This window comes from Sulfurimonas marina (assembly GCF_014905095.1).
Classification (GTDB): Bacteria; Campylobacterota; Campylobacteria; order Campylobacterales; family Sulfurimonadaceae; genus Sulfurimonas; species Sulfurimonas marina.
Genome location: NZ_CP041165.1, coordinates 730,641 through 753,108 on the forward strand (window position 1 = coordinate 730,641; position 22,468 = coordinate 753,108).

At 33.1% G+C, this 22,468-nt stretch carries 25 protein-coding genes; 5 read left to right on the forward strand and 20 right to left on the reverse strand.

Translation table 11 applies throughout. From position 1 onward, the window contains the following. Nucleotides 1–42: 42 nt before the first annotated feature. Nucleotides 43–1,308 carry an O-acetylhomoserine aminocarboxypropyltransferase/cysteine synthase family protein gene (locus tag FJR03_RS03815; protein ID WP_193114330.1) on the reverse strand — a complete coding sequence of 422 codons (1,266 nt, stop codon included), beginning with the start codon at nt 1,306–1,308 and terminating at the stop codon, nt 43–45. A 10-nt stretch (nt 1,309–1,318) separates the two neighbouring features. Next, the gene (locus FJR03_RS03820; protein WP_193114331.1) at nt 1,319–1,765 is read right to left on the reverse strand and encodes a hypothetical protein; all 447 of its coding nucleotides are present in this window, start codon (nt 1,763–1,765) and stop codon (nt 1,319–1,321) included. 75 nt (nt 1,766–1,840) lie between these two features. Between FJR03_RS03820 and FJR03_RS03825 the strand changes: the two genes are divergently transcribed. Next, entirely contained in the window at nt 1,841–2,551 is a 711-nt protein-coding gene (locus FJR03_RS03825) for a YebC/PmpR family DNA-binding transcriptional regulator (RefSeq protein WP_193114332.1), read from the forward strand. Then, entirely contained in the window at nt 2,551–3,129 is a 579-nt protein-coding gene (locus tag FJR03_RS03830; protein ID WP_193114333.1) for a YigZ family protein, read from the forward strand. The genes FJR03_RS03825 and FJR03_RS03830 overlap by 1 nt, the downstream gene beginning before the upstream one ends. On the opposite strand, the gene FJR03_RS03835 is transcribed toward FJR03_RS03830, so the two are convergent. The 18 genes from FJR03_RS03835 to FJR03_RS03920 form a co-directional block, all read right to left on the reverse strand. After that, entirely contained in the window at nt 3,118–4,362 is a 1,245-nt protein-coding gene (locus FJR03_RS03835; RefSeq protein ID WP_193114334.1) for a type II secretion system F family protein, read from the reverse strand. The genes FJR03_RS03830 and FJR03_RS03835 overlap by 12 nt on opposite strands. Continuing rightward, the gene (locus FJR03_RS03840; protein WP_193114335.1) at nt 4,359–6,095 is read right to left on the reverse strand and encodes a GspE/PulE family protein; all 1,737 of its coding nucleotides are present in this window, start codon (nt 6,093–6,095) and stop codon (nt 4,359–4,361) included. The genes FJR03_RS03835 and FJR03_RS03840 overlap by 4 nt, the downstream gene beginning before the upstream one ends. A gap of 9 nt (nt 6,096–6,104) precedes the next feature. Further along, complete coding sequence (locus FJR03_RS03845) at nt 6,105–6,629, reverse strand: hypothetical protein (RefSeq protein ID WP_226962174.1); 525 nt, start codon at nt 6,627–6,629, stop codon at nt 6,105–6,107. A 14-nt stretch (nt 6,630–6,643) separates the two neighbouring features. Next, nucleotides 6,644–7,492: a CDC27 family protein gene (locus tag FJR03_RS03850; protein WP_193114337.1), complete on the reverse strand. Its 849-nt coding sequence runs from the start codon at nt 7,490–7,492 to the stop codon at nt 6,644–6,646. Next, entirely contained in the window at nt 7,485–8,294 is an 810-nt protein-coding gene (locus FJR03_RS03855) for an ATP-binding protein (RefSeq protein ID WP_193114338.1), read from the reverse strand. Before FJR03_RS03855 ends, FJR03_RS03850 begins: the two co-directional genes overlap by 8 nt. Before the next feature lie 16 nt (nt 8,295–8,310). Then, the gene (gene mshL / locus FJR03_RS03860; protein WP_226962175.1) at nt 8,311–9,816 is read right to left on the reverse strand and encodes a pilus (MSHA type) biogenesis protein MshL; all 1,506 of its coding nucleotides are present in this window, start codon (nt 9,814–9,816) and stop codon (nt 8,311–8,313) included. 129 nt (nt 9,817–9,945) lie between these two features. After that, the gene (locus FJR03_RS03865) at nt 9,946–10,428 is read right to left on the reverse strand and encodes a hypothetical protein (protein ID WP_193114340.1); all 483 of its coding nucleotides are present in this window, start codon (nt 10,426–10,428) and stop codon (nt 9,946–9,948) included. Continuing rightward, nucleotides 10,428–11,063 carry a hypothetical protein gene (locus FJR03_RS03870; RefSeq protein WP_193114341.1) on the reverse strand — a complete coding sequence of 212 codons (636 nt, stop codon included), beginning with the start codon at nt 11,061–11,063 and terminating at the stop codon, nt 10,428–10,430. Before FJR03_RS03870 ends, FJR03_RS03865 begins: the two co-directional genes overlap by 1 nt. Next, nucleotides 11,060–12,595: a hypothetical protein gene (locus FJR03_RS03875; protein WP_193114342.1), complete on the reverse strand. Its 1,536-nt coding sequence runs from the start codon at nt 12,593–12,595 to the stop codon at nt 11,060–11,062. The genes FJR03_RS03870 and FJR03_RS03875 overlap by 4 nt, the downstream gene beginning before the upstream one ends. Nucleotides 12,596–12,606: 11 nt before the next feature. Continuing rightward, nucleotides 12,607–13,896 (reverse strand): M99 family carboxypeptidase catalytic domain-containing protein, encoded by a 1,290-nt coding sequence (locus FJR03_RS03880; protein WP_193114343.1) that lies wholly within the window; start codon nt 13,894–13,896, stop codon nt 12,607–12,609. Continuing rightward, nucleotides 13,897–14,880 carry a L,D-transpeptidase family protein gene (locus FJR03_RS03885; protein WP_193114344.1) on the reverse strand — a complete coding sequence of 328 codons (984 nt, stop codon included), beginning with the start codon at nt 14,878–14,880 and terminating at the stop codon, nt 13,897–13,899. It lies immediately after the preceding gene. Beyond that, nucleotides 14,870–15,754 carry a GTPase Era gene (gene era / locus FJR03_RS03890; RefSeq protein WP_193114345.1) on the reverse strand — a complete coding sequence of 295 codons (885 nt, stop codon included), beginning with the start codon at nt 15,752–15,754 and terminating at the stop codon, nt 14,870–14,872. Before era ends, FJR03_RS03885 begins: the two co-directional genes overlap by 11 nt. 9 nt (nt 15,755–15,763) lie before the next feature. Then, nucleotides 15,764–17,098 carry an ATP-dependent protease ATPase subunit HslU gene (gene hslU, locus FJR03_RS03895; RefSeq protein ID WP_193114346.1) on the reverse strand — a complete coding sequence of 445 codons (1,335 nt, stop codon included), beginning with the start codon at nt 17,096–17,098 and terminating at the stop codon, nt 15,764–15,766. Further along, complete coding sequence (gene hslV, locus FJR03_RS03900) at nt 17,098–17,640, reverse strand: ATP-dependent protease subunit HslV (protein WP_193114347.1); 543 nt, start codon at nt 17,638–17,640, stop codon at nt 17,098–17,100. The genes hslU and hslV overlap by 1 nt, the downstream gene beginning before the upstream one ends. A 7-nt stretch (nt 17,641–17,647) precedes the next feature. After that, entirely contained in the window at nt 17,648–18,094 is a 447-nt protein-coding gene (rplI, locus tag FJR03_RS03905; RefSeq protein ID WP_193114348.1) for a 50S ribosomal protein L9, read from the reverse strand. 4 nt (nt 18,095–18,098) lie between these two features. Continuing rightward, on the reverse strand, nt 18,099–18,836 hold the full coding sequence (locus FJR03_RS03910) for a ferredoxin-thioredoxin reductase catalytic domain-containing protein (protein WP_193114349.1): 738 nt from the start codon (nt 18,834–18,836) through the stop codon (nt 18,099–18,101). Between the two features lie 24 nt (nt 18,837–18,860). Next, the gene (locus tag FJR03_RS03915; RefSeq protein WP_193114350.1) at nt 18,861–20,099 is read right to left on the reverse strand and encodes an argininosuccinate synthase; all 1,239 of its coding nucleotides are present in this window, start codon (nt 20,097–20,099) and stop codon (nt 18,861–18,863) included. A gap of 122 nt (nt 20,100–20,221) precedes the next feature. Next, a complete protein-coding gene (locus tag FJR03_RS03920; RefSeq protein WP_193114351.1) occupies nt 20,222–20,605 on the reverse strand; it encodes a flagellar protein FlaG in 384 nt (127 codons plus the stop codon). A gap of 113 nt (nt 20,606–20,718) precedes the next feature. Here FJR03_RS03920 and FJR03_RS03925 point away from each other — a divergent pair, with 113 nt between their 5' ends. Genes FJR03_RS03925 through FJR03_RS03935 form a run of 3 tightly spaced genes read left to right on the forward strand, consistent with a single transcriptional unit; the run spans nt 20,719 to nt 22,435 of the window. Then, nucleotides 20,719–21,927 carry an MFS transporter gene (locus FJR03_RS03925; RefSeq protein ID WP_193114352.1) on the forward strand — a complete coding sequence of 403 codons (1,209 nt, stop codon included), beginning with the start codon at nt 20,719–20,721 and terminating at the stop codon, nt 21,925–21,927. Beyond that, nucleotides 21,924–22,169, forward strand: a complete 246-nt coding sequence (locus tag FJR03_RS03930) for a hypothetical protein (RefSeq protein ID WP_193114353.1) — start codon at nt 21,924–21,926, stop codon at nt 22,167–22,169. The genes FJR03_RS03925 and FJR03_RS03930 overlap by 4 nt, the downstream gene beginning before the upstream one ends. Further along, nucleotides 22,166–22,435 carry a hypothetical protein gene (locus FJR03_RS03935; protein WP_193114354.1) on the forward strand — a complete coding sequence of 90 codons (270 nt, stop codon included), beginning with the start codon at nt 22,166–22,168 and terminating at the stop codon, nt 22,433–22,435. Before FJR03_RS03930 ends, FJR03_RS03935 begins: the two co-directional genes overlap by 4 nt. Nucleotides 22,436–22,468: the final 33 nt, after the last annotated feature.

The following is a 22,468-nucleotide window of genomic DNA, read 5'->3' on the forward strand; positions in this document are numbered from 1 at the left end:
CTTTAAAAAATTGTTTCTGTAATTCTATCAAAAGTCACTTAATTAAACCTCTAACGCCTGCTTCATGTCTGCTATTAAATCATCTGCATTCTCAAGTCCACAACTGATACGGATAAGTCCTGACGGTACACCGCAAGCAATTAACTCTTCAGCGCTAAGTTGTTGGTGTGTCGTTGAAGCAGGGTGAGTGATAATCGATTTGCTATCACCAATGTTTACTACTAACGAATAAAGTTCTGTAGCATTTACTATTTTTGTAGCTTCCTCTAAAGAACCTACTTCAAAACTGAGTAGTCCGCTAGAACGTCCATCTTTGAAATATTTTTGTGCCATCTCATAGTTAGGATTGCTTTTTAGTCCTGGATAGTTCACTTTTTTTACTTTTGGATGTGACTCTAAAAACTCTGCTAGCTTTTGTGCATTGTTAGAGTGCTCTTTCATTCTAATTGCTAGTGTTTCCATCCCTTGAATAAATAGCCATGAGTTAAAAGGTGAAGATACAGCTCCAAGATCACGTAGTAGCGAGAGTCTTGCACGTAGTGAAAACGGAGGTAGTCCAACATCAGTATAGACTAAACCGTGGTATGATTCATCCGGTTCATTAAAATGGTAGTATCTTGAATTGTCTTTTAGTTTTTCCAGGATATTTTTACTTTCAACCATAATACCCCCGATAGCGAGTCCTTGACCCGTTGTATATTTTGAAGCACTATGTACTACAACATCTACACCATATGAAAGTGGTTGACAAAGAATCGGTGTTGCAACAGTATTATCCACAACAGTTAAAATATTGTGTTTGTTTGCAATAGCAACAATCGCTTCAATATCGGCTACATCTATACTTGGATTTGTTAAAGACTCGAAAAATATCACTTTAGTTTTGTCATCGACAAGGGCTTCGATCTCTTCTGGATTATGGACATTGAAAAAACGTGCTTCTATACCGAAACGTTTGAGAGTATGTGCTGTTTGTGTTAAACTGCCACCGTAAAGTTGTTTAGCACAAACAATGTTATCTCCCGCTTCAGCAGCATTTGCAAAAGCGTAAAAAATAGCGCTCATACCACTAGATGTTGCGATCGCAGCAGCTCCACCTTCAAGTTCGGCAAAACGTTTTTCAAAAACATCGGTTGTAGGATTGTTTAGGCGTGTATAGATATTACCGAGTTCTTTTAAAGCAAAAAGATCAGCAGCATGCTCAACATCACGAAATTCATATGCTGTTGTTTGATAGATCGGAACAGCCATGGTTCCTTGCGTATCTTTGTCGTATCCTACATGTAATGCTTTAGTTTGTATATCCATAAAATATCCTTTAATGTTCTTCTTTGTATTGTTGTTTTAAATTACTGAGAAATTCTAATATTCTCTCTTGGTAGCTCAGAGTATCTTCATCTTTTGTTAAAATTACTAATGGTTTAAGGGCTTTGATGTCAATTTTTTTCGCATATCTTGGGACAATGTGTAACTCTTTTTGAATATGATAAACAAGTTTGTCAATATCTAAGCCATTGTTGTTCTGTACTTTTTGTACAATCTCTCTTGTTGTCAGCATGAGAAGATTTGCACGGGCCTCATCTTGTTCATAAATATCCATCCCTAGATCTTTTACAATTACAAAACTCTCATCCGGTGCCTGTTCATTCGCTGCAATAAGTAGGGCAAAAACTTTTGCCCGAAATTCTAACGATCCATGATGATGGACAAAAAGTTCCCTAAAAGCATTAAAAAAACGATATTTAAATTTAAAAGCAAAATTCATACGTATTCCTTAGGTGATATTATACATTATTTGATATAATTTCAAAAAATAATTTGGATTTAAAAAAGGAAAGAAATGGGTAGAGCCTTTGAATATAGAAAAGCATCAAAACTAAAACGTTGGGGAGCAATGTCAAAATTGTTTCCTAAACTTGGTAAAGTTATTACGATGGCAGCTAAAGAGGGTGGTAGCGATCCTGACCTAAATCCAAAACTACGTACGGCTATTTTGAATGCAAAATCTGAAAATATGCCAAAAGATAATATTGAAGCGGCGATTAAACGTGCAAGTGCAAAAGACCTTGCAGATATGAAAGAGGTTAATTTTGAAGGAAAAGCACCACATGGTGTTTTAATTTTTATTGAATGTGCAACAGATAACAATACAAGAACTGTTGCCAATGTAAAATCAATCTTTAATAAAAATAACGGTGAACTTTTAACTAACGGTTCACTGGAGTTTATGTTTTCTCGTAAAGCAATTTTTGAGTTTTCTATGAAAGAAGATATGGATCTTGAAGAATTAGAACTGGAACTAATTGATGCTGGTTTAGAAGAACTTGAAGAGGAAGAGGGTGTAGTATTAGCTACTGCTGATTATACAAGTTTCGGTACTATGAATGAAGCGTTAGAAGGTATGGGTGTTGAACTTTCAAAAGCGACTTTAGAGCGTATGGCAAATACTCCTGTTGAATTAACTGAAGAGCAACAAGCTGATATCGACAAGATTCTGGAAAGACTTGAAGATGATGAAGATGTTCAAAAGGTATATACAAATATCGCTTAATGCAGTATATACAAAAACATTTTACTTCCACATTAGAGGTGAAGCAATCAAAGTTTATTGCTCACCTTATTCCCTACGAACTTTATGAAACTACATTAGAACAACTCAAAGTTGAACATCCCAAAGCAAGACATTTTGTAACGGCGTTTCGTTATTTAAATGAATACGATCAAGTGGTTGAACACTCAAGTGATGACGGCGAACCAAAAGGGACATCTGGAAAGCCTTCTTTAATGGTACTCCAAGGACAAGAACTAATAAATATTGCTGTTATTGTTGTGAGATATTTTGGTGGAACAAAGCTAGGAACAGGTGGATTGGTTCGGGCGTATAGTGATGCTGTAAATCAAGTTATTAACGAAGCAGAATTATCTCCTTATGAAAAAGAGTTTACACAAAAAGTTTCTGTTGATTATGCAGATATAAGACTGCTGGAGTATGAGTGTGAAACTGCAGATATTAAGATTGTAGATAAAAATTTTACGACAGATGCAGAATATATTTTGAAAGCTTCTCAAGAGAATCTAAAGACTCTCTTAGAAAAATTAAAAAGAGTAGTAAAAGTTCTATCCTCCTGATACAGCTCTTCCCATATCCCACATTGGTAAAAAGATACCTAGAGCAAGAAGTATTACCATGCCGGCAATCATAAAGAGCATAATAGGCTCAATTGCTTCACTTAGACCTTCAATAATAGCATCAAAACGCATTTTATAATATTCAGCTACTTTTTTAATCATAGAATCTAATGTACCACTATCTTCACCGGCTCTAACCATTTGTATAATCATATTTTCAAATAGACCAGTTTCTTCAAGACCTTTATTGAGTGCACCCCCCTTTTCAACAGTTACTCTTACTGATAAAAGTTTTTGTTTAAGTGGAAGATTATCAATCATACTAATTGCAGTGTCGAGTGCCTCAGCAATAGGGATACCTGCACGTACTAGTTCAGAAAAAACAAGTGTAAATCTACTTAATGTTGAAAACATAATAAGGTTTTTAACTAAATATGTACGTAATAATAATTTATGCCATTTAAATCGTATATGTTCATAGTTATTAACCATATATCTAAATATAACAAATCCAATAAATAGACCAAGTAGAATATATGGACCAAAATTATTAAATAAATATTCAAGTTTTAATAAAATTTGTGTTGGTAATGGTAGTTCTGCATGTAATTGTTCAAACATCTCTTTAAATTTAGGAACAACATATGAGATAAGGATAGTAAATGCAATTGCCATCGCAATCATTACATTTCTAGGATATGCCATCGCTTTTTTAAATTTGACAACATTAGAACGAATCTCCTCAAGCATATCTGCTAATGCATAAAGTGCTTCATCTAAATTACCTGTTTTTTCACCAAGTTGTACCATTGCAATGGTAAGGTTACCTAATTCGAAACGGAAGTTCTGCATAGATTTTGATAAAGATTGTCCAGAGTTAATATCATCAGCTACTTTTGAAAAAACAGTTTCTAAAGCTTCATCTGCAGTAGCATTGGCAATTTCTGAAAGGGAGTCATGGATAGAGATACCAGCATTTGTCATAACGGCAAGTTGACGAATTGCAGCTATTAAAGAATCTGGTTTGATTTTCTTTTTTCTATAGTTTTTTAGAAAATCATTTTTAAGTCTTCTAAACTTATCTTCAAATGGTTCATCAGCTTCCGAAATTTTTATAATAATACCGGTAAACTTCAGTTTAGCATAGTTCATAGCCTCTTTCTTGTCTTCTGCATATAAACCTATAATCTCTTTTTTCCCGTGTTTTAATACTGTTGCTTCAAAGTACTTCATTCTTTTGCCACCTTTAATACTTCTTCAATACTTGTAATGCCATCAATAGCTTTTTGTATACCATTTTGGAAAATATTAACAAATCCCTCTTTTTTTGCTTGTTCAAGTATAGCATCTTTTGACGCCCCTTTTGCAATAAGTGTTGAGATTTCTTCTGAGATGTTTAAAACTTCAGCAATCATCTCCCTACCTATATAGCCAGAATCATTACACTCTCTACAACCTTGCCCTTTAAAAAATCTTGTTCCTTGAGGTACAACTCCATCAATCTCCTCAAGTACAGAAGCGGAAAGTTCATCTTCAATTTTACAATGTGGACATATTTTTCTTACTAGCCTTTGTGCTTGGATAGCAACTAAAGCACCACTGATGAGGTAATGCTCGATTCCCATATCTGCCATACGAGGAATAGCACTAATTGAGTCATTTGTGTGAAGTGTAGAGATAACCAAGTGACCAGTAAGTGCAGCTTTAATAGCGATCTCCAGTGTTTCCTGGTCACGAATCTCCCCAATCATGATTTTATCAGGGTCTTGACGAAGGATTGAACGAAGAGCATCGGCGAAACTCAGACCAACTTTAGCATTTACTTGAACTTGTTGGATAAGGTTCATTCTATACTCAACCGGGTCCTCAACTGTAATTACTTTATCCTCTACATTTCTTAATTCATTTAATGCACCGTAAAGTGTTGTCGTTTTACCGGAACCTGTCGGTCCTGTAACGAGAATAATTCCATATGGAGCTTTAAGTCCTTTAATTAGTTTATTATAACTTACAGGATCCATACCTGCATCTTCAAGTCGTACAAGAGCTTTTTGTTTATCTAAAACCCTCATAACAATCGATTCACCATACAGAATTGGTAATGTTGATATACGGAAATCGTATTCTCTTGAACCAACAGCTGTTGAAAAACGACCATCTTGAGGTTTACGTTTTTCTGCAATATCTAAGTTTGAAAGGAGTTTTAGTCTTGATGCTAATGGTGGATAGATATCTTTTTCAAAAATAAACATCTCAGAAAGTCTACCATCTACACGACCACGAACTACACAGTTTTTCTCAGTAGGTTCAATATGAATATCACTTGCACGACCATTAATACAGGTTTTTAAAATAACATCAATAAGTTGTAAGATCGAAGATGCTTCTTGTTGCTCTTCTAAAGAACTAATAGAGTTCAACTCTTCACGAATTCTTTTAACAAGCCCTTTAACGCTATCTTTTAGACCGATTTTATAAAGATATGAAGAGATCTGCTTTTTTGTTGCAAGAGCAATTTTAACAACTTTACGAGGAAAAAGTCTTTGCATAGCTTCTTGTGCTTCAATATTTAAAGGATCGCTAATAGCAATTGTTACACTCATCTCATCTTGTGAAATTGGTATGGCATTATGTTTTTGTAGTTGAGAGAGTGAAACTTGTTCTGTAAGATAATAATCCATATCAATTGAATCAAGATCCACAAATATAAGGTCAAGTTCATGAGCTAACTTTTCAAGGACTACAGACTCTTGAATATAATCATAGTTGTCTATAATTGAAAGATCATAAACTCCATCTCTCACTTGTTGGACAATGAAACGAACAAGTCTATCCATTGTCATAAACCCTGAAAGGGTGATATCTCTAAGGACTAAGTTTTCACTAACACCCTTTGCAAGTAATCTATCTACTTGCCCTTTCATTATTGAACCGTTGGCAAGTAAGTCGGTTGTAATTCTATCCATATTCAGCCTCTACCAATATATATGACGCTTTACAAGCATCGTATCATAATACTCTTCTATGACCATTTTTGATGTTTTATAATCTTTTTGTAAGTAAAGTTTGTAAGAAACTTTTTTATTATCTGGATCATCAAAAATATAGAGTGTTCTTCTATCATGTTTACCAAGATTTACATAAAATTCAAAAACTTTTGAAAGAATATAATCTGTTGTTGGAAGATTAAGTTCTGAAAGTTCGTAATCATCTACAAGTGCATGATACAAAAGTTTTTTTTGCATTAGTATTATCGAAAAATAAGCGGAGTTAGCTCTTGATTCAGCTGAAAACTTTAATTTAGCAATAGGTAAAGCTAACCTGTCTATATAATCTGCTTTTAAACATGAAAAAGCATAAAGTGATAAAAACTCTTCATCTCTATTGTGATTTCTAAAATTACTAAAACCAATATTACACGCAGACTCATACTTTTGATTTTGATATAAATTTAAAATATCTTGCTTTACACTTGCAAAAATATTTATTGATAAAAACATAATTAAAAGTATTTTCATCTAAATTCTCCCGTTGTAATATCATCTAGTAAAAGTTCAGCATTACTAGAGTGTGAAAATTTAATATATTCTTTTAACGCTTTTTTTGCTAACTGTACCTTACCTAGTTTAACAAGTGATTTTGAAAAAATAAGCCAACTGTCTTCATTCTCTTTATCAAGCTGATTTGTTACTAGCGCATAGTTATAAGATTTTGAATAATCACCAAGAGAATAATACTGTTTTGCTAAAAATAGACTCAAGGCAGGACTGTTGTTTTTCTTGAATCTTGTTTCAGCATCCTTAATATCTTGTAAACTGGTTTTTCTAGCTATAACAATTTTATTTTCTTCTTTAGAAACACTATTACTCTCTTCAATATCAATTTTTTCAACGTTTACAGTAGTTGTTTCTGTTTTTTTCTTTATAACTTTCTTTTTAGGACTTTCAGTAACATAAGATGTATTAAACGTCTGCTCTTGAGGTGTGCTTTTATAATAACCACCAGTTGACTCTTGCATATTTTTTATAAAGTCTAAAGATGGTTGTAGTACAACTTTTTTATTCTCTTTTGGAACTATTTGCACAATAGGTTCAACTTTTGTATCTATAACACTAGTTATTGCAGGTATGGTTTGTTGTACTTTAGGTTTTATTTCATTTATAGGGTCAACTATTGTTTTACCTGTTGTATTAGTTATGTTTTTTTGCTCTTTTGATGCTAATTTTTCTTGATGATCAGAAGAGATATATACACTAACAGATATTGTAATAATCACAATACTTACTGTAATTACAGTATGAGGTAAAAAAGATTTGATTTTATACTTTAACCACCTTCTTTCTAAATCTCTTGTATTAAGCATCTATTAGTCCTGTATGAATTGCAGCCATTTCAATGAGTTTATTAGAGATTTGGTCTGTTTTTATATCTTGAAGTTGATTGTTTTTTTCATAAGTGCTATATATGTCAAATAAGGCATAAATGAGTTTATTTGTATCTCTATAGTTACCATGAGTTAATGAACTAATTTTATTTACTGCTTTTTGAGTAAACATATTTGCACTGTCAAAACAGTTGGCTTTCATCAGCTTTTTTTGAATATAAATTTTTAATTCTACATTTGAAGCATTTTCAAGCTCAATAGTTTCCCATATTCTAGTTTGAAAATGTTCCTTTGCAATTAAATCTTCTTTTTCTGTCTTATGCAGTGTTATAACAAACTTTATAGTTCTACTATCAGAAAGAAGTCTGATCTTTTCCATTAAAGTTTCAGAATAAAGTTGTGCTTCATCCAATAATACTACAGGGACATGCTTCAGCTCTTTTGAAGCTACTATTTTCATAAACTGAGTAAAGTTTAATTCACCGTTATATTTTGTATCAAAAATATCTTGAGCAAGAGTTTTATAAAATTCACTTTCATCTATAATAGGTGTTTGATATAAATAGATATTTTGTGATTCAAGGAGGTCTTTATAAAGTTTTGTTAAAAACATACTTTTACCAGTGCCTGGTTTACCAAATAGTAAAATCATTTTAAGAGGTTTTTTGATAGAGTCTTTTAATGATTGGTAAATTGTTGAGACTCTATCAAGTTGTATGTAATCATTTGCATTGACAGTATCTAGAAAAACATTTCTTGACTTAACATAGATACTACTCATATATCTAAAACCTTAACTATTTTACATCATTTGATGATGAAGATTTTTTTGTAGAATTACCTGTTTTAGTAATAGCTGAAGTTCTTGGAGCAGTTAAAAGCTCATTACTTAAACCTTCATACCCTAAATCTGATAAAGAAATATTTTGTTTATCTTTATGGATAATATGCGGTTCAATAATAATAACTAACTCTTGAGTTTGTTTAATTGTTTCTTCATATTTAAAAAGATAGTTAATAACAGGAATATCACCTAAAATAGGAACTTTATTAGACTCCTGAGTATTTTTTGTATTAATTAGACCACCAAGAATAATTCTATTTCCATCTTTTACAGTGACAACTGAAGATAATTGACGACGATTTAAATCAGGTGGCATCTCTCTACCAGTATTTGGTGTCATCGATATATCTTGTGTAGTTTCTGATAAAGATGGATTGATTTTTAATGTTATTGTGTTGTCATTAGAAATCTCAGGTGTAATTGTTAAAAGTACACCAGCAAAAACAGAATTAACTTGCTCATCTTCAGCAGTAGTAGTAGAAGTGGTTGTTGTACTAGTTGCTGATTTGATTTTATAGAAAAATTCAGTACCAGCAGTAATTAAAGCCGGCTGGTTATTTAGTGTTAAAACTTTTGGATTCGAGATTGAATTAACATCACCTTGTGTTTGTAAAAATTTAACTACTTCATTTAAAGTACCACCAGCTTTAATACTAACTAAACTTGCTGCTCCTTTAATTGTGTCTGCAACACCTGGACCAGGAATAGCAGACTCTTCAATATTGAGTTTTGTACCATCTACACTATCCCATGCAGAAACATTTCGGTTATTAAGGTGATGTACACCTAATTCAACATTTTGAAGTGCATAAAGTTGTTTCCAGTCTATACCGGTAGTTTTCCCTTTATTCATTGTAACAGCTAAGAGTTGTACATCAATTAAAACTTGTAGTTGTACTTTGTCTTGAAGCTTTTTTAAATATGATTTAAAACGCTTCATCTGTTTATTTGTTGCAGTGACAGTAATTAATCCGGCATTTTTATTAATAACAGGATGTGATGCTTGATACTTGTCATGTGGACGATTAAGTACTTTTACAAATTCTTCATCTAATTGATCCCAAAATTTAACTTCATCACTACTTTCGATTTTAATACCTGTATCAGCAGTAGCAGATGTGCCCCCAGAACCACTCGTTGACGTACTTGTAGTTCCTGTTGAACTTGAAGATGCAGAAGAAGAGCTTAAAGTAACATCTGTACTACCACTACTTTTTCTTTGGGACAGAATATAATCTATATTAAAAACTTCCGTCGTTAGATAAGAGATTTTTAACAGATTATTTTCAAGTGTATATGAAAGATTGTTTTCATGAAGTATGATATTTAAAACTTCATCAATAGTTAAGTTTTTTAGATTTGTTTTGTTGAGACTTGTCTCTAGAAACTTTTCTGCATAGGGATCGGTAACTACTATACTAAATCCACACTCATCACTTAATTGTTCAACAAAATCCATTATTTTAGTATTTTTAGCTGAGCTAATACTAAAAAGTTCATACGAACAATCAGCAAAACTACTTGTTGATAATGCTGCTGTTAATAAAGCTGCGCAAATTGATGTTTTTATATGTTTCATGTCCAATCCCTAATTATTATTAAATTTTAAACTTTTATGTTTACTTTTTGTTGATAACACAATACTCTTTTTACCTTGTTTCAAGAATACTACTTTATCGTTCACTCTTTCTATTTTATAACCACCAACACTCTGTCCCTCTTTATACCATTTACCACCAATTAAAGCAGATTTATTAATAATGGCTTCTAAGGCTAGTTTCCCCTTAGAACTTTTTGCTGAAATCTCAGAACTTGTTCGAGTAGAGGTTCTTGTAGGAGTTCTATATGAACGTGATCTACTGATTGTTTTCCCTTTTTTCCCTTTTTTTAAAAAAACAAATGGATTTGTCATCGAACCAAGATAAGAATTTCTAGCTCCAACACGGGCAGGTTTAATCGCTTCAACTTGCTCATCTACCCATGATAGTTCACTTGTATTCATCATTACATTATCTGCTGCAAGTCCAGTTGATACAAACAATGAGATGACTGTAATTATTGACTTTTTCATTAGTATGCAATCCCCCAAACTGATAGATTTAAATCTGAATAGAGCTTTCTATCTTCGGCTGTTATACTAAAGTCATGTAAATCAACTACTAATTCACTCTGTTCCAGTGCATTAATAAACTTTAAGCTATTAGTATAACTTCCTGTCCCTTTTACAGATATATCTAATACATGACCAAAAGACTTTCCTGTTTTTGCGTACTTATTAGTGAATTCACTAAGTTTCATATTGTACTTTTGTGCATTAGTTGTAATAGAGTCCAGATATTCACCCCAACGTTGTTCATCATATATTAAAAAAGAGATAGTCTCAATTTTACTTTTAATATAGTTATTACTCTCTTTTGTAAGTGCTGTTTTTTGATCAATTCTTTTAATTTCATTATTAAGGTTAACAATAATCGATTCAGGATTTCTTTGTAAATACATTTCATCCGTATTAATCTTCTTTTCTAAACTCACAACCTTAGCTCTTGTTTTCTCAAAGCCTTTAAAAGAACTATCCCAAAATAAAAGATAAGAAAAAGCAAAAATACCAACAACTAACATTACGTAGATCATCTGTATGTCTCTTTTTGGCTTATCTTTAAAAGCAGTGTCTATTTTATGTAAGTAATCTTCAATATTTATCTTCATGGCAGTTTCACCTTTAGTTCACTAAGATACATTTTAGAATCAGTATTTAATAAAATTTCCTCTAATTCAAATGTATATTTACCCTCATAGACTTTTGTCAAATGTTCAACTAGTCTAGTGATACGTCTATCTGTTTTTGCAGCCAAATCAATAGTCAATATTTGTTTAGAATCCTTTTCATGATAATAAGTTTTAGTTGCTTTAACATAAAACTTAGACATCTCCTTTGTAAAAGTAGCTAAAAGTTTAGCTTTCATTGGATAATCAACTTTTACTTCATGTATCTTAATTAAGGTATTCTTTTTCTCATTATATTCAGTTTCCTCTTTTGTTAATAGTTGCAGAGATTTCTCTTTATCAGCTAGTCTATTCTTAATAGTTGCTTCTCTTGTAACTCTTGTGTTATGCAGTTCATTGTACTTTTGCTGTAAAAGATCTTTTTGTAAACTTTGAGCATATGTTAAAACCCAATAAGTAATTGGATATGCAAAAGCTAGTGCTAAAGAAGCAGCAATAACTGTGATCAGTCTACCACTATCTCTTTGGATAAAACGAGGAGGGCGTTTATACTCTGTAAAGTTACATTTGTATCTATCTTCTTGTGAAAGGTTTGAATATAGATGCATTAATGCATGAAGTTGATCTACATATGTATCATTGTTTTCAAAACCGTAATCAAAGTTAAATTGACTTGACTGGATATTCAGTTCAGCTTCTATCATCTCATCAAGTTGTGTAACTGTTTGGATTTGAGAACCTATATAGATATGATCAATTTTGTCAATTTCGAAAGCTCTTTTTGTATATGTTAATATATCATTGATATTTGCAAAAAGCTCTTTATAGAGTTTAATAATATAAGTTTTATATTCACTCTCTGACTCTTTAAGATTTGTCTGTGTAAAGAACTTTAGGAATTCATCATAATCGATTCTCTCTCCATAGAGCTCACAGAATCTTTCATGCATATCTACAAATGAATACTTTATAGATTTTGTATATATAAACTCTTTTTCTGAGTATATTGTTAAGAATGCATCATTTTCTTGAAAATAAATGTAACCATGGACACCTGTATTGTTAACAATCTCTTTAACATATAAAGATTTTATAAGTAGTGGAACAGGAATAATTACATCAATATACTTAACACTCTCAACAACAGGTGCAAATGTGTTTGTTATATCTAGCGGATCAACAATGAAAACATGAAAGTGACGATTTTCCTCATCTAAACTGCTAAAAGACTCAACATACTGAATTTTATACTCAACAGCTTGATCAAGCGCTAACTCATCATACGCTTTGTTGCTTAATGCATCATATAAATCTTCATCAGGTATATTTTTACTAATTTCAATTTGCGCATTGATGAACTCTTTTGTATTTAAGTAAGAGATTACCAACTGCTCTTTCGAGTATTCTGGTGCTTTCTCTTCACTTAGAAAACTAGAAACTCCTTTAAAGTAAGTTTCCTTATATGGATTAACTGATAATACACTTGAGAAAGTGTGTTGTTCTGATGTGCTCATAAACTATAATCCTATCTAAATTGTGCCAGTATCATGGCACAAAATTCATCTTTTTTATAAAATTCTATCCTGTAAATATTATTACTTTTATCGATAGAATAAAGCTTATTCATATCTTTTTTAGTAATAACGATATCAGTTTCATCTTTTTTGTGTTTAGATGAGTAACCAATAACATTTACACGATATCCTTTAATCTTTACAACCTTAAAATCGTCAGATACAAAAAATTTTGAAGTTTTTTTAATAAAAGATGACTTTCCATCTATTATAACCTCAAAACCTTCTGGACTCTCTTGGCAAACCTTAAAGTACTGTGGTTTAAGTTTAGTGATAAGTTTGTTACCTATATAAACTTGATAAACCCCTTTTGAGCTTTTAATCTTTCCCAATGGATGGGAAAAACTAAAATCGTTACTCCTTGATTTTATCGGAATAAACCTTAAAATTTTTTTTATATTATTTAAATCTAACAAAAAGTTGTTATTTATTGCTAAAACACCATAGTTTTGAATGATTTTTTCTATATTCTCTATAGTGAGTTCAAAGTTTCTTTGATAGGTTATGCCCATTATTTTCATATATTCTTCAATTGCTAGGAGCTGATAAAATACTTTTTGTGCTAGAGAAGATAAGTTTTTACTTGTTTCAATAGCAAATGCGGGTTTGTTATGTGTTACTGCAAAGTAGGTAAGGGAAAGCTGCATAGCTTCATCTTCATATTTTGTTTTTGTATTTTTAACATCAAACCGATGATGCTTTGCTAGTAACTTTCGGTTGACGTTGTTTTTAACCTGCATAGCTATCTCGTTAAGATTACCAAAAGGCTGATTTTGTTTAAGTTGACATTGATCTATAACACACGTCTGTCCCCATGCATTAGGATTAAAAATACTTCCTTTATCCTCTTTTCTATAAAACCCATGGCCATCGTGTAAGTTTAGTACTAGAGAAACATTTTGCGACAAGATTATTTTTTTGATCTCTTTAACTATCTCTGTATCTTTATCATGTGGACGAATATATGAGAATTTTCTATTCATATCTCCATTAATACCGCGTGAGTTATTGATAATACTTTCTTGATTGAGGTTTGGTACAATCCATAAATTTTGGGAAGTTATTTTATAGTGTGTAGCAAGCAAAGAAGCTGCGAAGTAGCCACCGGGTTCATTCCCGTGAATACCGCCAATTACTAAGAGTGTCGCATTTGAGTCGGGATTCTCTTGTTTTATAAGTTGTATATTTGAGCCAAAGAGAAAAGAAAAGCTCAAAAGATAGATGATAAAAAGCTGTTTCATCTATCTCTCTGTAATAATAGATATTTTTTGATCTTGTAGTTTTATAATTAGTGTCTTATCTCCAGTAAAAGAGAAAGAGCTTGATTTGTAATCTTCTTTAAAAGTTATCTGGTAAACATTTTGTGTATCTGGATAAGGGATAACATTTAAATTTGTAAAAATAATTGTTTTATCCTCTTGTTTATTAAATATTCTAGTTTTGTACTTTGTAAATCTTTCTTTATCCATTCCATCAAAACGTTTAAAACTAGGATCATAAAAATTTAGATAGTTTTCTAAATCATTATATATCCATGCCAGTCTCCATGCATAGAGTTGAGAAAGTATGATTGATAAGTTCTTTTTTTGTATATCTGTTTTTACATCAGACTCATCAATAAGTAGTATTGTTTTTTTTATATCTATATGTTTATCTAAACATTCAATATTTTGGTTGTTTATTGCTATACAACCTTTTGTAAACTCATCACGTTCCTGATCAATAGGTAGCCCGTGGATCCATATCCCTTGACCTGTCTTGTTACGATACTTATCATATGTATTTGGGTATGATGTTACAAATGCCAATGGACCATAAAAAGGATCAACTTTATCTATTTTTTTTGTTAATCTATAGATCCCAACAGGAGTTCTTAAATCTCCCTCTTTAACTTTATCACCTTTTGCTTTTCCTGTAAAAGCACCATACTCTTTTTGTAGTTTATATGTAGAGGAATTTTTATCTTTCATATAGATATAAAGTTTTGAATTCTTTTTATTACAAGTGAGTACATTGCAGTATGATTCTAAATAACCGAATTTTGTATCTTTATTTTCTAAATACTCTTTCCAGTATTGTGTTGTAGCAAGTTTTTCATCAAGTCTTTTTTGTATATCTTGTATACCATGAATTCTATAGTTAGTTACAATGTCAGTATCAGATGCAAAGGTATTAATAGAAAGTATTAATAGTACAATAGCACTAAAAAAAGATCTATTTTTCATCGTCATATCCTATTTCTTTTAAAAAGTTTTTATTTTTAGACCATCCCTTTTTCACTACAACTTGAAGGTTTAAATAGGCTTGTTGACCGCTCAGTTTTTCGATCTTTGCACGTGCTGCTTTACCGATACGCTTGATAGCCTCTCCACCTTTACCTATAATAATCCCTTTTTGAGAATTTTTCTCTAAGATGATTGTTGCATAGATTTTATCGATACCCTCATTTTCATAGATCTTGTCTATAATTACATCTGATTCATAAGGGACTTCGTCACTGATATTCTCAAAAATAGCTTCACGGATAAAACCGGCATAGATATCACGAACAAGTTCACTTGTAAGATCTTCCGGGTCAAATAAGAAAGGTGATTCCGGCAAGTTTTTACTAATTGTATCTAGTAGATCTTTATGACCAACCTGACGAGGAATAGCAACAGGGATGAGAGCTTCAAATTTATCTGCAAATTGATTGTACTGAGCAATCTTTTTAAAAAGTTTCTCTTGTGATACTTGATCTATTTTACTCAGAGCTACAATATGTTTAATGTTTTTTTTGTTGAGTGTTAAGAATTTTTCATAATGTTCTAACGAATCTGTTACAGGTGCAAGATACACTATTAGATCACAATCTCCCATCGCTTTTAATGCTTCATCCAGCATATACTGATTTAAGATCTTCTCTTTTTCGTGTAAACCGGGTGTGTCAATAAAGATTATTTGCGTATCACCATGCATAACTATAGCATTGGAACGCTTTCTTGTAGCGTTGGCTTTTTGACTTACCATCGCTATTTTTTCACCTAAAAGTGAATTCATTAAGGTACTTTTACCCGCATTCGGTCTACCGATGAGTGAAACAAAGCCCGCTTTTGTCATCTGTTTCCTTTAAAGAATATATCGAGAAAGATCATCGTCTTCTACAACGATGTCAAGTTTTTCATGCACTAGGTCACTAGTTACTCTAAACTCTTTTCCTGCGTATTGATCTGCTTCAAAACTGATATCTTCGAGAATTCTCTCTAAAACAGTGTGAAGACGTCTTGCTCCGATATCCTCTGCAGTTTCATTAGCACGGTGTGAAAGTTTTGCAATTGCTTTAATAGCTTCATCTTCAAAAATCAGTTCCATATCTTCTACACCGAGAAGTGCCTGGTATTGTTTAAGAAGTGAGTTTTGTGTCTGTGTCAGTATTTGATAAAGTGTATCTTCATCTAAACTCTCTAATTCAACTCTTAAAGGAAAACGTCCTTGAAGTTCAGGGATAAGATCACTCGGTTTACTTACATGAAAAGCACCTGCAGCAATAAAAAGAATATGGTCAGTATTAATAGTCCCGTATTTTGTTGAAACGCTGCTGCCCTCTACGATTGGAAGCAGATCACGTTGCACACCCTCTTTAGAAGGATCGTTTCTTCCTTGCGACTTTTCATTAAGAGCAATTTTATCGATCTCGTCTAAGAAAATAATTCCACCGTTTTCGGCACGGCGAAGAGCTTCAGCATTAACTGCATTCATATCTAAAAGTTTTGAAGAAGCTTCCTGACGAAGTAAAATTTTTGCATCTTTTACTTTGAGCTCTTTCTTCTTTTCCTCTTTATTGATCGATGTAAAAAGTTTAGTAATCGATTCTTGTGCTTTAATCATTTCCGGTGGTAGATTTGTATCTGCAAACTCTACTTGAAGTGAGGCAGTGTCAAGTTCGATTTCTATTGTTTTATCATCCATCTCACCTGATTCAACTCTTTTTTCCATAGCTTCTAAAAGTCTTTGGTAATCATCTTTTTTTGATTCACTTGCACCCTCTGGAAGTGGTGGTAAGAGTTTTTCAACTATGCGGTTAAGGACATAGTTTTCAATTTTTTCTTTATTCTCTGATTCTTGTTCTGCTTTAACAATACTGATTGAATTTACTACCAGATCTCTGATCATAGATTCAACGTCACGACCGACAAATCCTACTTCAGTGTATTTTGAAGCTTCTACTTTGATAAAAGGAACTTTCATCATTTTTGCAAGTCTGCGGGAAATTTCAGTTTTCCCAACACCGGTTGAACCGATCATCAGAATATTTTTCGGTTTAATCTCTTGACGCATTTCACCATCAAGTTGCATTCTTCTGTATCTTGTACGAAGTGCTAAAGCAATAGTTTTTTTCGCGTTTTTTTGACCAATAACATAGTTGTCAAGATATTCGACTATCTGTTTAGGAGTCATATCCATTATTTATTATCCTCTAGAATGAGTGTTTTAATATTGTGGTTTGTATAGATACATAGATCAGCAGCAATTGATAAAGATTCTTTTACTAGTTCCTCTTCATCAAGATCTGAATGTTTTTTAAGTGCACGAGCAGCTGAGATGGCATAGTTGCCACCGCTTCCAATAGAAGCGATCTCACCGTCTTCAGGTTCAACAACATCACCGTTTCCTGTTAAAATGAAGATATGTTCAGTATTTAAAACGATCATCATCGCTTCTAAACGACGTAGAACTTTGTCTTTTCTCCAAGCTTTAGAGAACTCAATAACAGATTTTAAAATATCACCTTTTTTATTCTCTAAAAACTCTTCAAACATATCAAAAAGGTTAAAGGCATCAGCAGTACTTCCGGCAAAACCGGCAAGAATTTTACCATGATGGAGTGTACGAATTTTTGTCGCATTCCCTTTTAATACACTGTCGCCAAAAGTTACTTGACCGTCACCACCGATAACAGCTTTATCTTTTCCTTTATAGGCAAGTATTGTTGTAGCATCAAACATTGTTTAGTTATTCCCCTTGAACATCTACATGTAATGTAGCATGGATACCGTGACCAAGCTTTAGATCAAGTGAGTGCTCACCAACACTCTTGATCGCAGTTTTGTCTGTAATGTGTTTTTTGTCAATTTCGATAGAGTGCTGTTTAAGAAGTGCATCAGCAATCTCATCTTTTGTAACGGCTCCAAAAAGGTGACCGTTTTCACCCATTTTCTTTGTTATGATGATCTCTGCTTTATCAAGTTTTACAGCCATCTCTTTAAGACGTGCGATCTCTGCAGCTTCTTCAGCAGCTAATCTTTTTTGTTCAGCTTCATGTTCAGCTAAGATCTCAGGTGTAGCCGGTTTTGCAAACCCTTTCCCTACAAGAAAGTTTTTACCGTAACCGTCTTTTACTTCTTTTACTTCACCCGCTTTTCCTAAGCTTTTTACATCTTTGATAAGTAATACTTTCATCCGATTATCTTTCTATGTCACCAGGGTATGAAACGATACCGTGTGTTAAGTTTCCTATTTTTGTATATCCCATGTCTGTTAAAATTCTAGCAACGTGAGCTGAACGGCTACCAACATGGCAGTAAAGGATGATGTTTTCATTTTTATCAAGTTTTGCTTCATCTAAAGTTTGGAAAAAGCTACTTGTTGGAACTAATTTGTCAGCACCTTTGATGTGACCCATTTGCCATTCCATATGTTCACGTACGTCAACAATTTTAAAATTAACCATACCAAGATCACGAGCTTCTAAAAGTGCAACTAGTTCATCACCATCTAATTCACTTTTATTAACCAGTGCTTCACATTCTTCAGCCGTTAGGCCTCTCGAGTGAGTGTGAGCAGCTTCCTCCATTCCCAGTTCGATTCTTTGTTGAGCTGCAAATTCAGGTGTACAGAAAATTCCACAGTGACATTTTCCATCTTCAGGGATCTCTTTTTCAATTGCCGGTTTACAAGGACAGATACGATCATCTACACTTCTTGCTTTTCCGTCAACTTCTTCAACCATAAAACATGGACAGAATCTTTTTCCGTACATCATTTTATTACGTGCAAGACCCATTTGCACACCTTCATTTACTTCTTCTTGAGGGTTATAAACCCAACCAAATTGAGCATTAACTTTATCTGTAAATTTGATTGTTTTTTCCATCTCTGCGATAAATTCCGGAGAATTCATATCGATTCTAACTATACTCATGTTTATTCCTTTCCGTAAGTTGTTTTATTTATTTCTTCTTGCTTTACCTTCGATGATAAAACGAAGTGCATTTAGTCTAATGAAACCTTCTGCATCTTTTTGGTTATATACATCATCAGCTTCAAAAGTTGAGTGTGCTTCAGAGAATAGTGTTTTTGGTGATGTTCTACCAACAACAATTACATTCCCTTTGTAAAGTTTTAATCTTACGTCACCTTCAACATGTTTTTGTGTATTGTCAATTAGTGCTTGTAGTGCTTCACGCTCTGGAGAGAACCACATACCGTTATAGATAAGTTTTGCATATTTAGGCATGATCTCATCTTTTAGGTGAGCTGCTTCACGATCCACAGTAATAGATTCGATAGCACGGTGAGCTTTTAACATAATAGTTCCACCCGGAGTTTCATAACATCCGCGAGCTTTCATACCAACATATCTGTTCTCAACAATATCGATACGACCGATACCGTGCTTGTTACCGTAATCGTTTAGTGTTTTTAGAAGTGTTGCAGGAGACATCTCTTCACCGTTGATTGCGATAGGATCACCGTTCTTGTAAGAGATTGTAATATACTCAGCTTCATCTGGAGCCTCTTCCGGAGACGCAGTCCATAACCACATAGAATCTTCCGGCTCTGCATTTGGATCTTCTAGGTGAAGACCTTCGTAAGAGATGTGAAGTAAGTTAGCATCCATTGAATATGGGCTTACTTGCGGGTTTCCATTTTCATCCATATGTTTTTGTGCGATCTCAATACCATGCTCTTTTGCGTATGCTAAAAGTTTTTCACGAGAGTTTAGGTCCCACTCTCTCCATGGAGCAATTACTGTAATATCAGGATTTAATCCTAAATAACCAAGTTCAAAACGTACTTGATCGTTTCCTTTACCTGTAGCACCGTGACTTACTGCATCTGCACCCATTTTCTCTGCAATTTCAATCTGTTTTTTAGAAATTAACGGTCTTGCGATAGAAGTTCCTAAAAGGTACTCACCTTCATAAATAGTATTTGCTCTAAACATTGGGAAAACGAAATCTTTTACAAACTCTTCTCTAATATCCAGAATGAAAATATTCTCTGGTTTAATACCCATTTTAAGTGCTTTTTCACGTGCAGGTTCAACCTCTTCACCCTGCCCAAGATCAGCAGTAAAAGTAATAACTTCTGCATTATATTCGTCTTGAAGCCATTTTAAAATAATACTCGTATCAAGCCCACCAGAGTAAGCTAAAACAACTTTGTTCACACTTTTTTTCATGTAAAAAACCTTTTGGTGATAAAATAATAGTGCAGATTGTATCTAATTGTAAGTGAGAATTTGCTTATAGTAGAAAAATAGATAGAAAGGTTCAATGAAACAGGTAGAAAGAAGGCGGAATTTTATCCTTTTGAATCGAATAAAATCCCATTTACTTCTTGCATTTTCGGTAAAACAATTTGTGCGTCTTCAGCCGGAAATCTTCGTATCATTCTATTGCTTTTTGCTTCTATAACTGAAACATAAAATATATCTTGGGAATCAACTCCAAATTTGATATTTGTACTAATAGGTGCTAACGCCTCATTCAGCTGTTTTACAAGTTTTTCAACATCCTCTTTTGAGTTGAGTTTTTTTGCTGAATCAACAGTGTCTTGTTGCACCTCTTTGACAATATCTTGTTGTTGTAATTGTGTCGATTGATTTTGCTCTATGCTTCGTCCTTGAAGCTCTTGTGCACCCATCTGAGTCTGTTGCTGTTTAGCAACATTTGCTATGCCGTCCATGCCTTACTCCTTTTGTATTCACAATTAATATAGTAGCAACTAGATCGACTATAGAAAAAAAATGTTTAGAAAAAAAACAAAAAATTTACAATTTATATGATAACCTTCCATTTATGAACAGTTATATACAACTTTTAAAACAGGAAAAAATCTTACGAAGACTCTCCTTTATTCAGCTAATTTCCTATTTCGGTGCATGGTTTAGCAATGTCGCTATCTACACACTTTTACTTAAAATGGAAGTTTCTGCCGAAGTTGTATCTTTTGTGGCAATGCTCCATTTTTTAGCGGGTGTTGTTCAAGCTCCGTTTTCGGGTGCAATCATAGATATGGTTAAACCGAAAAAACTGATGCTTTCACTGATAGCTTTAGAGATAATAGCTACTGCATTTTTAGTAATGGTAACGACCCACAATCATTTGTTATTGTTATATGTACTTATCTTTGTAAAGATGGCAGCTGCATCATTTTACTTTACGACTGAGATGTCACTACTCCCTAAAATTCTTGATGCAAAAGTTTTACAAAAAGCGAATGAACTACACTCTATTATCTGGTCGTTATCTTATACTTTAGGAATGGCTATAAGTGGATTTGTAGTTTATCTTTTAGGGATTAAAATCGCGTTTATACTCGATGCACTTTTCTTTGTTGTTGCCTTTTATTTGTTGAGTACTTTGAAAATTGAAGTTGATCTACTTACGCAAAAAGAGAAACTCTCAGAGATGATGCGGGATACTTTCAGATATCTCAAACGCACACCGAAAGCTTTTCATCTTATGGTTGTACATGCTTTTGTAGGGCTTACTGCTTTTGATGCGCTTGTAGCACTTATGGTAGATAAATATTATGCAGGGATTATTGCAACCTCTTTGGCTTTGGGACTGCTTCACTCAGCCCGTGCAGTCGGCTTGGTGGTAGGACCTGTAGTTCTTGGAAAGTTTGTAAACAACAAACGACTGATATATATCTTTATAGCACAAGCATTGGCCGTGCTCTTATGGTCGTATGTGATGGAGTATTTTTATCTAAGCTTGGTTGCAAGTGTGATCGTAGGCTTTTTTACAACGACACTTTGGTCATACAGCTATACGCTTCTGCAAAAAAATATTGAAGAAAAATATTATGGTAGAATAGTTGCATATAACGATATGCTTTTTTTAAGCTCTGCGGCATTTACTTCGTATATGATCGGGTATTTGGCAACGGCAGATATATCGCTTGAAAATATAGCAAACATTATGGGACTTGGATTTATCGTTGGGGCTTTTTATTATGCCTATGTTATTAAAACAAAGAAGATAAAAGAGATAAATATATGAGTTTTGCAGTATTAGGTGGAATTTTTCTTAATATCGGTGCATTTCTAACCTTTAAAGGAAAAATATTCCAAGCTGTTATTGTCTACTTATTTGCTGACTTGTGCTGGGTTGTTATGGCCTATGAGAGAGATGATTTTTGGGGAATTATCTCTATAACAATAGGAGTTGTCTTCGGGCTTCTAGCATTTTACAAAATGAAAATCGGAGTACTAAGAAAAACATTAGAGAAGGAAGAGGATTGATATATAAATCGAGTGTAGGGGATATAGATTTAACAAACTTGGTAAGACTTTACCCCGCTGTAGTTGTAGATATGCAAGGGGAAGTTGCCGAGATGAGTTTGGAGTGGATCGAGCTTTACGGTGATAAAGTAAAAACACTCCATTATGTACTTGTATTTGATTCTACACAAATAGGTGATGAAGAGAAAAATAGAGTTGTTTTAACTTTCGAGACAAAAGATGAATTGATGCAAGAGATGCAAGAGGTAGCAAAATTATACAACTGATTTCACAAGATACTAAAAAAGTATTCTCCCTTG